The sequence below is a fragment of the Synechococcus sp. CCY9201 genome (assembly GCF_034931105.1).
GTDB lineage: Bacteria > Cyanobacteriota > Cyanobacteriia > PCC-6307 > Cyanobiaceae > CBW1002.
Map to the genome: position 1 here is coordinate 84,782 of NZ_JAYGIC010000033.1, position 11,472 is coordinate 96,253.

General features: G+C 64.5%; 12 protein-coding genes and 1 tRNA gene. 10 read left to right on the forward strand and 3 right to left on the reverse strand.

Annotated features, from left to right (window positions below; all coding sequences use genetic code 11):
- Positions 1–97 precede the first annotated feature (97 nt).
- Both VB716_RS03760 and VB716_RS03765 read right to left on the reverse strand, forming a co-directional pair.
- A complete protein-coding gene (locus VB716_RS03760; protein WP_323269763.1) occupies positions 98–2,614 on the reverse strand; it encodes an AAA family ATPase in 2,517 nt (838 codons plus the stop codon).
- The gene (locus tag VB716_RS03765) at positions 2,601–2,777 is read right to left on the reverse strand and encodes a hypothetical protein (RefSeq protein WP_323269764.1); all 177 of its coding nucleotides are present in this window, start codon (positions 2,775–2,777) and stop codon (positions 2,601–2,603) included. Before VB716_RS03765 ends, VB716_RS03760 begins: the two co-directional genes overlap by 14 nt.
- 89 nt (positions 2,778–2,866) lie before the next feature.
- On the opposite strand from VB716_RS03765, the gene VB716_RS03770 reads away from it, so the two are divergent.
- From VB716_RS03770 to VB716_RS03810, 9 genes are all read left to right on the forward strand, one after another.
- On the forward strand, positions 2,867–3,202 hold the full coding sequence (locus VB716_RS03770) for a hypothetical protein (RefSeq protein WP_323269766.1): 336 nt from the start codon (positions 2,867–2,869) through the stop codon (positions 3,200–3,202).
- Positions 3,148–3,687: a hypothetical protein gene (locus tag VB716_RS03775; protein WP_323269767.1), complete on the forward strand. Its 540-nt coding sequence runs from the start codon at positions 3,148–3,150 to the stop codon at positions 3,685–3,687. Before VB716_RS03770 ends, VB716_RS03775 begins: the two co-directional genes overlap by 55 nt.
- A gap of 30 nt (positions 3,688–3,717) precedes the next feature.
- Positions 3,718–4,401 carry a helix-turn-helix transcriptional regulator gene (locus tag VB716_RS03780; RefSeq protein WP_323269768.1) on the forward strand — a complete coding sequence of 228 codons (684 nt, stop codon included), beginning with the start codon at positions 3,718–3,720 and terminating at the stop codon, positions 4,399–4,401.
- Positions 4,402–4,516: 115 nt separating this feature from the next.
- Complete coding sequence (locus VB716_RS03785; protein ID WP_323269769.1) at positions 4,517–5,287, forward strand: hypothetical protein; 771 nt, start codon at positions 4,517–4,519, stop codon at positions 5,285–5,287.
- Positions 5,284–5,523 carry a hypothetical protein gene (locus VB716_RS03790; RefSeq protein ID WP_197165867.1) on the forward strand — a complete coding sequence of 80 codons (240 nt, stop codon included), beginning with the start codon at positions 5,284–5,286 and terminating at the stop codon, positions 5,521–5,523. The genes VB716_RS03785 and VB716_RS03790 overlap by 4 nt, the downstream gene beginning before the upstream one ends.
- Positions 5,513–6,166, forward strand: a complete 654-nt coding sequence (locus VB716_RS03795) for a hypothetical protein (protein WP_323269770.1) — start codon at positions 5,513–5,515, stop codon at positions 6,164–6,166. Before VB716_RS03790 ends, VB716_RS03795 begins: the two co-directional genes overlap by 11 nt.
- Positions 6,166–6,450 carry a hypothetical protein gene (locus VB716_RS03800; RefSeq protein WP_323269771.1) on the forward strand — a complete coding sequence of 95 codons (285 nt, stop codon included), beginning with the start codon at positions 6,166–6,168 and terminating at the stop codon, positions 6,448–6,450. Before VB716_RS03795 ends, VB716_RS03800 begins: the two co-directional genes overlap by 1 nt.
- Positions 6,447–7,211 (forward strand): Bro-N domain-containing protein, encoded by a 765-nt coding sequence (locus VB716_RS03805; protein WP_323269772.1) that lies wholly within the window; start codon positions 6,447–6,449, stop codon positions 7,209–7,211. Before VB716_RS03800 ends, VB716_RS03805 begins: the two co-directional genes overlap by 4 nt.
- The gene (locus VB716_RS03810; RefSeq protein ID WP_323269773.1) at positions 7,208–7,444 is read left to right on the forward strand and encodes a helix-turn-helix domain-containing protein; all 237 of its coding nucleotides are present in this window, start codon (positions 7,208–7,210) and stop codon (positions 7,442–7,444) included. The genes VB716_RS03805 and VB716_RS03810 overlap by 4 nt, the downstream gene beginning before the upstream one ends.
- Positions 7,445–7,816: 372 nt before the next feature.
- On the opposite strand, the gene VB716_RS03815 is transcribed toward VB716_RS03810, so the two are convergent.
- Positions 7,817–7,890, reverse strand: a tRNA-Pro gene (locus VB716_RS03815).
- Between the two features lie 2,539 nt (positions 7,891–10,429).
- Between VB716_RS03815 and VB716_RS03820 the strand changes: the two genes are divergently transcribed.
- On the forward strand, positions 10,430–10,942 hold the full coding sequence (locus VB716_RS03820; protein ID WP_323269774.1) for a hypothetical protein: 513 nt from the start codon (positions 10,430–10,432) through the stop codon (positions 10,940–10,942).
- Positions 10,943–11,472: the final 530 nt, after the last annotated feature.

Genomic DNA, 11,472 nt, shown 5'->3' on the forward strand with positions numbered 1-11,472 from the left:
AGAAAGAATCGAAAGCGTGTGGGGCAGATCGCACGCCGTGCAACCGGCCAGATCGGTTGCGCTGCAGTGGAGTGCAAAGAATGCAAAGAAGCACCCCCTACAGATCGAACTCACGCGCCAGCCACTCCGCGCCGGTATCGCTGAGGCCGTAGCGGAGGTAGTAGCTCTGGCCGCTGGTGCCCACCCGGGTGGTCGTCACCAGGCCGTCGAGCTTGCTGAGGAAACGGCCGAGCGCGTTGTAGGTGCTCAGCGCCTCTCCCTCCAATTCCCGTTTCAAGCGCGCCTCCGCCGGCGCCGCGTCGATCGCCTGCAGCAGCTCCAGCAAACCGATACCGGCCAGGCCGCTGGCATGCAGGGCCTGGAGATAGCGCAGAGCCTCCTTCTGCTTCTCGCTCGCCTTGCGCACCCGCTGGCCAGCGCGATCAAGATCGCTCTCCTGCTCCTGCTTTTCCTGCAGGTCGTCGTAAGTGCCCAGTCGGGCGAACGCTCCGCTGCTGCCGTCGATCGCCACCACCAGATCCGCCGGTGGTCCGGAGCGGGCCTCACGCACCAGGCGGCGCTGGGGGGAGTCCTTGATCAGCCGATTGCCCTTGGCCAGGTAGTGCAGGGTGAGGATCGTGTTGGCAGCCCCGGCGATGGCGTTGTGGCCCGAGAGGGCCTCAGTGCCGGTGGTGTCGTTGGCCTTGTTGCAGTGGTGGATCAGCAGCAGCGTGCCGCCGGCATCGGTGATCTGGTGCTTGAGGTCGTAGATCAGAGACCCCATCTCCGGGTCGTTTTCGCCAAAGCAGCAGCTGCGCGTGATCGAGCGCAGCGAGTCGAGGATCACCACTGCCCCAGGGTGGGCGGCCAGACAGGCCAACAAGGCATCGAGGTTGGCCTCGGTGGCCCGGAACCGGCGTGACCAGAGCAGCAACGGGTGATCCCAGATCCCCAGCTGCTGCAGCATCTGGGCGGTGTCGCCGTCCCCCTGGTCATCGGTCACCAGGATCACCGGCCGCGGTTCCTCCGGCCCCCCGAAGCCGAGAAAGTCCTCGGCGCAGAGCAGGCAGCGGGCCAGGGCATGCACCAGCCGCGTCTTGCCCACCTTGGCCCGGCCGCCCACGATCGAGAGGTCGCGGCGGGGGATGCAGCCGGGGATCTCCCACGCCACAACCGGTTGCGGCATCGCCAGGCGCTCGGCCTGATCAAGACCGCGGAAGCGGTTGCCGGTTCGCAGGTCGTGGGCCTCGAGAATCAGCTGGCCGATCTCCTGCAGCCGCAGGGCGGTCTTGAGCTGGAGGGCTGAATGGGCCTCGCGCACGCGGGCGGAGCGGCGCAGGCTGTTGCGCTCTCGACCTACCAGGGAGCGGATGCAGTGTTCCAAGGCGTTGAGGCGGCGGTTGATCGGTAGGTGCACCTTTCCCCAGCGCACCCGGGTGTCGGGCCGAGGCGAGAAGCGCTGCGGACCAGCTCCAGACCCAGCTCCCTTGGCGCCCCTGGCATTGCTGCTGCTGGAGTGGTCGCTGCTCTTGCCACCGGGATGGCGCCCGCCCGTGTCGCCCTGGTTTCGGCGGCTGCCTGTGGCCTGCGCCCCGGGAGGCCTGGGGGTGTGGGCCGGCTCCGGCGGCAGCCAGCCGTGCTGACGAGCGTGGAACCAGAAGGTGGCGGCGCTGATCTGCTCGCCGCCCGAGCTGGCCACCTGGCGGATGTCCCAGCCGCAGCTGGCCGATGGGCTGTGGGCCTCCATCAGGGCGATCGCCAGCTCCCGGTCGTGGCCGACCTGCTCGCAGGCCTGGATCAGTCCCCAGAGAAGGTTGCGGTAGTCGGCGTAGGTGTTGCTGCCGGCCACGCGCCTGGGGATGGCAGCCAGGGCGGTGCGGATCTGCTCCAGCGGCCGTGGCGGCCCGAAGTCCTCGTCGCCCAGCTCGGGCAGTGGAATCCCAGTGCCTGGGCCGTCGTTGGGCTGCTGCAGGGGAATCGCTGGTTGCGGTGCGGTGCCGGCAGCTGGTGCGGCGAACTCATCGGGCAGCAGCGCCAGGGCGAGGTCCTCCGTCACGTAGCGCTGGCCGCTCACGTGCACCAGCTCCACCAGAGCGGTGGGCTCACCGGCGGCATCCACGTACCAGCAGCCCGGCAGCCGCATCACCCGCGAGGCGTCCTTGCAGTGGGGATCGCCGCCGGCATAGGCGATCAGCTCGGCCTGCAGTGGCGCCCACTCCAGCGGCGGGATGGGCTGCTCCAGCAGCCAGTAGCAGTGGGCCGACTTGCCGCCGCTGAGCACGATCAGCGAGGGCTCCGGCAAGCCCAGCTGCCGCCAGGCGTTCAGCTGCCAGTCGATCGGCCGGTCGTCCCACTCCACGAAGAACGCCCGGCAGGCCGTGATCTCGCTCTTGCGGTCACCGCCGTCATTGATCACCAGGTAGATGCCGCGGCCTTCCCGCTGCCACTGCTCCGCTACCGCCAAATCGAAGGGCCCTTTGCGGGCACCGATCACCGCCTTGGCGGGGTTGGCGCGGTGGGGGAAGGCGCGCAGCCGGGCGCTGGCAAGGTCCTTGCCCAGCAGGGAGAGGAACTGCTGGGCGGCGCCGTGGTCGATGCAGACCTGTGTGGGTGCAGCGTGTTCAGCGCTGGCCATGGAGCCCCTGGCGCTGGCGGGGCTTGCTGGCGAGCTGCTCGCGTTCCATCGCCTCGGCCACGATCAGGCGGATCACGGAGGAACGGGACAGCAGACCGCCGCGGGTGCGCCGGTCCAGCCAGGCCTGCTGCTCGGGGGTGAACTGCACCGAGAGCGGGGTCATCAGCGGAGCCATGGGGGACTTCGATGGACCGAACCAGCCTATCGACACTGACTCAGGCTCGCTAGGCTGAACCGATGAGCTGAGTGGCAATGGACGCTGGAGCAGCAGCGCAGAAGGCGCTGGCCAAGGTCGAGAAGCTGGTGGCGATGAGCGCCTCGCCCCATCTGGAGGAGGCGCGCACCAGCGCCTTCCTGGCCTGTCGCCTGATTCGCGAGCACGGGCTCCAGATCGCCACCCATCGCCCTTCGCTCGCCAAACCACCTGTGGCGACGGGCGTGGAGCAGGGGCAAGGCCCGGCGGGCTTTCGCCGCATCCGCGTGCGCCATCCCGGCCGCTGCCTGTGCTGCGGCAACCCGATTGCACCGGGGGAGTGGGCGCTCTGGTGCCGTGGCAATGGCTTGCGTCACCTGCTCTGCTCCCCCTGAGCCGCTGTTGCGCCGCCGAGATCCAGCAGGCCTTGCTGGCGCTGCTGGCAGGGGAGGCCTTCCTGGCGGATCGGCCCTGGAGTGAGATCTGGTGGGGGCGAATTCGACTGGATCTGGCCAGCGGCTGGCAGCTGGAGATCGCGATCGATCGCGACCAGCTCGGCGCCCTGCATTGGGCGCAGGCACCCGACGGCCGTGATTGGGTCTACGGCTGTCAGCGCGACGACTGGACCCTGGGACCCGACAGCCGCATCGTGGAGCCGGTGGCGCTGTTGGAGCCGGAGCAACGCCAACACCTGGAGCGGCGGCTGCAGGAGGCCATCTGCTGGCCAGCGCCGCTGCTCCCTCCCGATCAAGCCGTTTCCTCTGGCCTGGTGGAGCCTGATGTTCGGCGCGGCAAGGGCCGGCACTGGCGGCAGCGGGCCAGGGCCAATGGCCGTTGGCATCACGGTGCTGTCAATTCCAATCGGCAGCAGAAGCCTTAGCCTTTCGCTAATGGCCAGATCCCAGTCCTGATGTCCTCTGAGTACCGGTACATCGAGGCCAAACAGCTCGAAGCCGGTCAGCAGTTCGGCCGGATGCTGAGGCGCTGGCGGGAGCTGAACAACTGGACCCAGTACACGGCCTACAAATGGGCCAAGGAGGCCGGCTTTGAAGTGATGGCCCCGAGCACCCTGAGCGTGTTCGAGAACGGCAAGGCGCCCAAGCCACGCCCGGAGAGCTTCTTTGCCCTCGCCGAGGTGAATCGCCGCCTGGCCGCCAGGGATTTCAGTGGCGTGCGCACCCGCGCCCTCAAGGACCTGATCAGCCAGGCCAAGCCCCTGGTGGATGACGAGGGGCGGGTGTGGGGCCCAGCGGAGTTCTGGAGCTGCCACCTGGGCCTGCTGCCGGTGCCGGCCGCCTACCAGGCGCCTGCGGTGCCGACCCAGCCTGAGGTCGATGCCGCAGAAGCAGCGAAGCTGAGCGAGCAGTGGCGCGGCCAGCTGGTGCAGACCGCCAAGCAGCACGGCATCGGCGTGATGGAGGCCCTGAGTTCCGCCGCCAAGGCGGCGCCAGCCAAGCAGCGGCAGGCCTTTCAGGCGATGCTGGCCGGCTTTGAGCCCTACTCCGCCGAGCAGCTGCAGGGCATGTGGGACGGAGAGGCGTGGCTGCCGCAGCGCTGGCTGGAGGAATGGTCCACCAAGTCGAGCGCCAGCTGAGGCAAGCATGAACAGGCTCGGAGTACGCCATGTCTTGCGTTGTGCAAGATACAGATTCGGATTAGCGAGCCGCTAATATTTTGGACAAGCGGGCGCCGGTCCCGCAGTGCCTTCGATGACCACCACCCCTTGCGGGCGGATGGAGCCGACGCCAGGTCCCACCTCCGCCTTTGATCTCAACCAGGCCCTGTTGCAGAGCCGCGAGCAGGCCCGCGCCCAGTGGGCCGAGGGCCTGGCCCAGTTCCAGTCCCAGATGGCCGCCATCGCCGAGACCTCCATGCAGGAGGTCGTTCAGGCGGCGGCGCCTGCCTTTGCCCTGGGCTTCTCGTTCAGCGCTCAGAAGCTGATCAGCGAGGAGCACGAAGTGCTGCGGGTGACCCTGCGGCACCGCGGCGGCGCCGAGGAGTTCAGCGAAGCCCAGGCACCGCAGGAGGGCAGTGCGGCCTGGCATGCGCTCACCGCCTCCCTGCTGGCGGGCCTGCTGGGCATTCCCGTGGGCATACTGCCTCGGACTATCGAGCCGAAACAGCCTCGGCCGTTGGATTCGGGCTCCGCAGGCGTGACCTCTGCCGCCACCGGCGTTGCGGCCGCCGCCCCCGCTGCTGACGACCCTGAAGCAGCAGAGGACGAGTGGGACACCGGGACCCCGGATGGCCCCGAAGCCAGCGACTCCGGCCTGGAGCCGTTATCGGCAGAGGAGATCGCCACCCTGCACCAGTTCCTGGGGGCGATGCCTCAGGCGGCGCGCAAGCGCTTCACGATCGAGTTCCGCCATCACTTCCAGGTGCCCAGGGAGGTGCGCACGATCAAGGACCGCATCACCCAGCGGCGCCACAAGGACTTCATCGACGTGTTCGAGCGCGAGCTGGCGGGGGGAACGCCATGAGCGTCTGCCGCCGCGCCTACGCCAGGCCCCAGCCGCGCTCACAGCACGGCCGCCACTACCTGTGCGTCTGCGTGCACAGCGATGTCTACCGGCAGGTGCGGCAGCTGTCCGCTGAGCACCAGCTGAGCCTCTCCGGCGCCGCCCATCACCTGCTGCGGCTGGGCGCCGGTCTGGAGCCCCTGCTGCCCCTGACCTCTTCCCCGTCCACTCTTTCGAGCAAGTCCCATGGCGATTGAAATCAACGACGGCAACCGCATCGCGGCGCCGGTGATCCGTCAGCAGCGCCTCGGTGAGGTGGCCTATCTGGCGATCGTGCGGCCCGAGCAGCGCGACCGGTTGCGCAAGAACCTCAGCAGCGGCGCGATGGAGCCGATCCCCAACGGCACCGACCGCCAGGGTCGGCCCAAGGTCAAGCAGGAGATGGTGGTGCATGCGATCGCCATGCCGGGCACGACGATGGAGGCCCGCATCGGCGATGAGGGCGGCGTTCCAGCACCGGGAGACCGGGTGCGCTTGATCCTCAAGGCCAAGGGTTTCGGCGAGTGGATCGAGGCACGGCGCCAGCACCGCCACGGCCGGCTGAATGTGGGGGATGTGCTGGTGCTGGAGACCCGCTGGGCGCAGCAGTACGACCAGGACGGCAACCCCAAGGGCCCCAAGATCGAAGACCAGGCCGCCGCCGATGCGGTGCCGCGCAACGTCACGATCGGCTTCTACGGGCCGTTGAGAATCCTCGAGGGCACCGATGCTGCCTGGATCGAGGCGGCGGAGCAGGCCTACAGGGCCGATGAAGCTGCTGCCCGCCAGCAGCGGGCGATCCCGCTGGCGGATGGGGAGGACTACGGCGATGAGTTTGCCGATGAGGAGGTGCCGTTCTGATGGCCCACCCCCAACACCCCGGCCGCATGCCGCGGCCTCTGGCCCAGCCCCAGTTGCCGGCCTTCTGCCGCACGCGCCGGCCCATCACCACCACCGTGCGACTGGGCGACCTACGGCAGCTGCAATGGCTGCTGTGGCTGGTGCTGGCCCTTCAGCTGAGCACGGTGCTGCTGGTCCTCGCGGGCCCGGTGCCGGCTCCCCTGGCCGCGGCCCCGCGGCAATTCAGCTCTGCAGTGTTCGCGTCGCGGCATGACGCCCCTGTCCTCTCATCTCCCCAGCCATGAGCAACACGTCAGCTCTGGTGCCCTACCTGTTCGAGGGGCACCGCATCCGGGTGAGCACCGATCAACACGGCGAGGCCTGGATCGTCGTCGCCGATGCCTGCGCCGCGCTGGCGGAGAGCCCGATGGTCTGGGCCATGGCGAACCGACGCGATGAGGAGGACTGCCTCCATTCAGAGGAGGGTCCCGGTGTAGGTGGTTTCACCCTGGCGCTGATCAACGAAGCCACGCTGCTACGCAGGCTGCTGAACAGCGACAACCCCAGCGCACCGCGGATGCGGCGCTGGCTCACCCACGAGCTGCTGCCCGCCCTGCAGCGCCGGCAAGAGGGCAACAGGGAGCTGCCGCGACGCAGCATCGAGGCGATCCGCAGGCAGACCGCAGCCGAGGCACTGCGCGGAGCCGACGAGATCATCCACCTCACCGGCGTATCCCATGCCGAGGCCCTACTCAGCGTCCTGGAGGAGATCCAGACCAACAGCAGTCCCGCCGCCGCTGACGTGAAGCAAAGCGTCTCGCAGCGCGCAGGGGTGGCCTGGCTGACGGCTGATCAGTTAGCTGACCGACTGGATGGCACGCTCCGCCACACCTACCAGCGGCTCGCTGCCGCCGGATTGCAGCAGCGCAACGAGGACGACGACTGGCAGCTCACAGAAGCCGGTCGCGACTGGGGCGTCGCCCTGCCGCTCTGCAGTCAGGGAGAGCGCCGCCAGCAGATCCTCTGGGATCCGGCCGTGGTGGCGTTACTGGAGAGTGAAAGATGAGCAGCACCCAAGGCGCCAGCCGGCAACGGGCCTGGATCACCACCGCAGAGGTGTGTGAATGGCTGGGTATCAGCCGCGAGACACTCCGTCAGCTGCGGCTGCGGGGTGTTCTGCAACCCGGCAAACACTTCCGCCGCTGGGGCTGCACCAAAGGCAAAGGCCCCCTGCAGTGGCATCTGGAGAACGTGGAAGCCACGATCACCGGCTGGAGCCGGCGCCACCTGAGGCAATAACCGCGCCCTGAACCATGAGATCAGAGTCGGTGCCTGAACCCGATCACGTCCTCTGTTCCGCATCAGCGGGGTCGGAGTCCGTGATCGGGTTTGGTGTTTGGGCCCGGCTCCTACGGGCGCGCTGACACCCAGCTCCAGCGCCGGCCCCTGCTCACAATTTGCTCACCTCTGGGCTCCAAGCCTCCCCTGAGGGCTCCCCCAGGCCGATGCCGAAGTGAGCATCAATCCCATGGCCAAGCTCCCGTGGAGCGGTTTCGCCTGAGGCAAATACCCAGTCAGGGCCTGATGGGGGAGAGCACAGGAGACGTGAGCACCAGGCGATTTGCTCACCTAGTTGCTCACATGGCCCTTGGCCTATCAGTGAAAAGTCAGTCGGGGCGACAGGATTCGAACCTGCGACCTAGTGCTCCCAAAGCACCCGCGCTACCAAGCTGCGCCACGCCCCGTTGCTCCCCACCTTACGCCGTGGTGGCCCGCCACGCCTGATGTGGCCTGAGATTAGGCACCGCATGGCTTCTGGCCATTGGGATGGCCCTGGCTGCACACTTGTCGCAGCTTGTCGCCTTTTGTCCCGATTAGGCTCCCCTCAGCTCTCACTCAGCTCTCACAGCTCTCAGTGCTCATGGCATCCCAGCAGCAGGAAGCGGCCTCCGCTCTGTGGGTGCGGGGGTTGCGGGCCAACCTCCTCTCGTCCGTGGGTCGGGCCTGGAGCGTCAGCCCCATGAGGGGCAAGGCGAAGCTGTTCGTCCGCTTCGCTGATGGGAGCCGCCGCTCCGTAGTGCTGCCGTATGCGTGGGTTCCGGCCCAGGCTCGGGAGATCCAGGCGGCTGTAGAGCGGATCGTGGAGCAGGTTGCAGCAGGGTCTTCGCTGGTCGAGGCCGCTGCTCCCTTCACCGGCACCCAGAGGGCGGCTCCCGCCCCCCCAGCAGGGACCCCAGACCTCATGGGGCTTTGGTCCCGCTTCGGCGAAGACAAAGTCCGCAGCGGGCGAATCAAACCCACTACATGGGCCAAGGATTACAGGCAAACCGAGAAGCGGTTGTCACAGGTGGTCGAAGGGTCGACCAACGCCAAAGAACTGCTTTGCACGCTTGGGGAGAAGTGGCCTGCAGGCGCCCGCCGCCGCCAGATCGCAGTCCAGCACGTTGCGGCAATGCTCCGCTGGGCCTGTGACGAGGATCTCTTGCCGCCCGACCGTTGGACACCACCTAGCAGCCTGCGCCGGTTCGTCGGAGAAGCCCTGTCGAGCAAAGAAGTGGCAGTGCCGCTCTCGGATGAGCAGATTCTGGGTCTACTTGAGGCGCTTCCCATTGATGCGGCTGGCCAGCGGTGGAGCTACGCACTGCGGCTGATCGCTGCCTACGGGCTACGGCCAGTAGAGCTGCTCCATCTGCGGCCTCGGCCTGATGGGCAGTTGTGGTGTGACTACCAGAAGCGCAGTGGGGGAGGGGTCACCAAGCCCCGGCCGCTCAGGGCTCTCCATCCAGAGTGGGAGCAGGAGTGGTCCTTGCGCGACCGGTTGGAGTCAGGTGAGGCACTGCCGCCTTTTGGAGGAGGTGTGGCAGAAGCAGCTAGGCGCTACCTCGTGCGCCAGGAGTCTTGGCAGCTCCTTGCGCGCATGGGTTGCACTGTCTATGGATTCCGGCACGGCTATGCACTAAGGGCGCACCAAAGCTATGGATTAAGCCCGAGGATTGCTGCTGCATTAATGGGGCACTCTGTCAATACACATCAATCGGTCTATGGCACTTGGAGTGATCAAGAGACTATCGATGCTGCAATCAATAGGGGTCTCAATTACCGACGGTTGACAGATTGAGACAAGCCCGTGTAGATTCAAAATACGCCAGACGTCCTTCCTGGCGGACGCATCAGCACCCCCTCGGCAGGGACCTGGTGTAAGGCAATCGCCTATTGGCTCTGCGTGAGGCAGAGTGCCGCAGCCGAAGCGGCGCAACACCGCTAACTCCAGAAGGCTGTCAATCTCTACATGCTGATCTCATGACTACCGCAGTACATGCGGGGCCTTGGGTAAGTGCAGAGAAGGCCGCTGTTGAAGTTGGCATCTCACGCGCTTCGCTCTACAGGCTTCGCCAAATGGGAAGGCTAAAGGCTGGTGTCCATTTCATAAAGACGACGCCGGGGAGGACAGGTCGTGTCCTGTGGGCACCGCAGCAGATAAGAGAGGCACAAGCACGCTGGACAAGCGTAGATGTGGGTACGAAGAGCCGACGGGCTGCCTAAGAGACTGCTGAAAACCCCGTCAAGGACAATTCAGCCCGGGAACAGCTGACCTCGAGCTCAGTGTTCACGGGCGCTGCGCCCAAAGGTCAAGCTCAAGGCATGACGGCCTAGGGGCTTTTTCAGCAAACTCTTAAGAGTGACACGGGGCCTGCCAAGATCAGATAGCAAGTCACCTAATGGATTGCCAAATATTACAATGTATGGCTAAGCAGGCATAGGTGAGGTGGTCTGGCTTTTCTGGACAGCCCCCATCGTTCACCTCTGAGGCAGGCCGCTGCCCCTGAATGGGGCTCCCATCGATGAGCAAGCGCCGTACACACAGCCCCGAGGGGCACAAGTCTCAATCCTTAGGTCAGTCGTTTTTGGATTATTCCAGACTCTTCCTAACTATCCTTTACTCGAGTCGCCGTAAGTTTATTCTGACAGGCGGGATTTTCAGGGGACACCGGCATGTCGTTGGCTACACATGGGCACCTCGAAAAATTGCCTCCACCAAGACGGAGCCCTCAAGCCTGGCCTGACGGGGAAATGAGTCTCAATTGCCGGATCCCGCAGATTCCGAATTTTTCGAGGTGCCCTTTCGAAATAGCGGTCCAAGAATAGCTTGAGATTCTATACTTGGCATTGACACAACATTGCATCTTGCGTGTATCTGGCCAAGTTAATAGCATTTCAATGCTTGCCCGGGGAGCGCGAAGACAGTCGGCTATTATCATTAAGATCATGTGCGCCCCCTTCGCAATGGCCTGGGATCCCGAAGCCTTAACACAGCACTGTCAAGAGATCACTTCGCAGAGCTGTGATCGTGATCCACGCGTGTTCGCCTGGGGACTTTTCGCTTGGGGGGACGCACCTCCCGCAATAGGTGGGGGCGTAGGCGCTTTTCAGTGGTTCAACAGCCTAGAAGATGTACTTGAGTTCGTAACCGATCTCAGCCCAGCAGGATACATGACATTTGAGGAAGAAGATTGGCTACAACTTCGCGACACACTCCGTAAGATTGCCAAAGAATTTCAATCTAGTCCACGGCAAAGTATTACCGACTTCAATTCCCAGCTGAAATCATTGCTACAAATTGACTGGATAGGCAGTTTCGAAGAGCTATTGTCCGGAGATGAGGACTTTGCGCGAAAAGTGAGAGTGAGTTTTCGCGAGGATTGGATAGATCAGCCAAGCCCGACAGGCAGCAGCAGAGGCATTGACAGCAGCGAAACTAACGAATTCATTGAGTTCTTGGATCAGTATGGTATTTGATACTCGTTCGCTCTTGGAGAAGAGTCATATGAGCACCTCGATAAATAGCCTCTACCAAGACGAAACACTCAATTTTGGCCTGAAGGTGCAATGAGTCTCAATTGGCGGATCCCGTAGATCCCGAAGTTTTCGAGGTGGCCTTGGATTCTTTCCCGTTGGAATGAGTTTGGATAAGCATTGTCATTTCGCGCTAACGATCGGTTGCTACATTAGCTATGGACTGAATCTGCTAGTATCCGCCTCAGTATGGGCATCTGTGGAGGCAGGGTGAACGATCAGGACTGCGATCAGTGCGCTTATTGGTATAAGCATATCCCGTCTAATGAATTTATCGGCACGATTGATCGTCAATGGGGGCGTTGTAGACGTTTCCCTCCCATAGCAAGAAAAGCTCAAGCCATAACTTGATTACCCATAAGCCTCCGCAAGCCTGAGATCCCGCTCCGTGCAAGGCATGCAGCAGCAGACTGCATTGGCGATGCGCTCGGTCATCTCAGCCATGGCAAAGCGCCGATTGAAGCGGAAGCAGA